This window comes from Moritella sp. PE36, from assembly GCF_000170855.1.
In the GTDB taxonomy this organism is placed as follows: Bacteria; Pseudomonadota; Gammaproteobacteria; order Enterobacterales; family Moritellaceae; genus Moritella.
This window is the reverse complement of the sequence record NZ_ABCQ01000117.1, coordinates 1-1,815: the sequence shown is the minus strand read 5'-3', so window position 1 is coordinate 1,815 and position 1,815 is coordinate 1. Positions and strand designations below refer to the sequence as shown.

Genomic DNA, 1,815 nt, shown 5'->3' with positions numbered 1-1,815 from the left:
GTATTACTTGCAGATATCGAATTGAACGTGCTTGAAGATATCGTTAAGGCTTCTGCATTTTCTCATGCAACCACAAGTTTGTTTGATGAAGTAGGTACGATAATTGCGTCTACAGATACCATCGACAACCCTGGGAAATCAAAACTTGCCGATAACGCTGCATTTACACAGTTACAGCAACAAATGTTAGCGGAAGAAAAAGGTAAACTCGCTCTTTCAGTCGATGGAAAAGAAAAGATCAGCTATTTTGAATCTGTTAAGCTTGATAGCCAATTAAGCTGGCATATAGTGGTAACACTGGATAAAGACGCGCACCACGCCGTCATTACAGACAGCTTTAATGATTCATTGATCACAGCTGTTATTTTAATTCTTATCGTGTCGATATTAATATATATTTGCCTTAATAAACTTTACCAGCCAATCATTGCATTAAAATCAACAATTCAAGATCTCGCGCAAGGCAACGGCGATTTAACTCAGCGATTGGAAGTAACAAGTAAAGATGATTTAGGCCAAATAGCCGAAGGCGTAAATACCTTTATTAGCAACCTACAGTCAATCATGTTAGAAATATCCCAATCAACAACCCATATTTCTACCGGGATTGAACAATTACGCACTCAAACAGAGCACAATAATACCGTATTAATTGATCATGCAAGTGAGACCGATCAGGTTGTTGTTGCTGTAACTGAAATGAGCTCGACGGCAGACAGTGTTGCTCAAAGCGCAGCACAAAGTGCGACCTTCACGCAGAAGTCTAGCGATGAGGCGCACCAATCTAAAATTGTGGTTCAAGGTGCAGTTAACGGCGTTGCAGACTTAGTTAATGAAGTTGAAGCAATGGCGTTAAACATTCAAACGATGAATGAAGATACCAATAAAATTAGCAAGGTATTAAGTGTAATCGGTGAGATTGCAGATCAAACTAACCTACTTGCACTAAATGCAGCGATTGAAGCGGCACGTGCTGGTGAACAAGGGCGAGGCTTTGCGGTTGTTGCCGATGAAGTTCGAACGCTAGCAGCAAGAACTCAGCAAAGCACTTCAGAGATTAACGAGATGCTAACCCGCTTACGCAATGGCGCTGATACCGTTGTAAAAGCAATGGACGCAACGAAATTGAGCTGTCAGCAAACAGCTGATACAACGGCAAGTGTCAATGTCAGTCTTGATTCTATGACAAATTCAGTGATGCAGATTAATGACCTGGGTATTCAGATTGCGACGGCTGCTGAAGAGCAAAGCTCAGTAACAGAAGAGATAAACCGTAACATGACAATGATTCAAAACATGGTCTCTCAGTTAACTGAAAATGGCAAAAAAACCATGGACAGTACGCATACGCTTGCAAGTTCTAATGAACAATTAGTCACGATTGTTGGACAGTTCAAACTAAAATAAATTGATTTAATGTAGGTCTTTATCGCTTTAAAGGCCTACATCTTAGCCAATCTTCCCACTAAATTAATCCCAGCAATATTTATTTTCACTCGTTGCTAACAGATTCAATTTTATGACGATTATTTCATAAAAAAGAGCCTTTAAACTGCAACCTATCAAAAAAACCCCTAAACTTTAAAATTTAGTTATATACAACAAGTCCTCACGCCTATATTATCCGCTAGATTTTACATACCAGTGAATATTTACATTCAGCTAATTTGTATTTTTTATCATTAAAATACAATAAACAATCACTTCAAAGGATTTTATTTGTGGACTTTTTGACGAGTTTTAAAGGCCGAATCATCTCCGTCGTTATTTTATTATTGATAACATCACTGACAATTGCGAGTTTCATCTCTTATA

The 1,815-nt window shown here is 38.3% G+C and carries 1 protein-coding gene; it reads left to right on the top strand.

The window, feature by feature from the left end:
- A partial coding sequence (locus PE36_RS23475) for a methyl-accepting chemotaxis protein (RefSeq protein ID WP_006034618.1) occupies positions 1–1,407 on the top strand: 1,407 nt, incomplete at its 5' end.
- Positions 1,408–1,815: the final 408 nt, after the last annotated feature.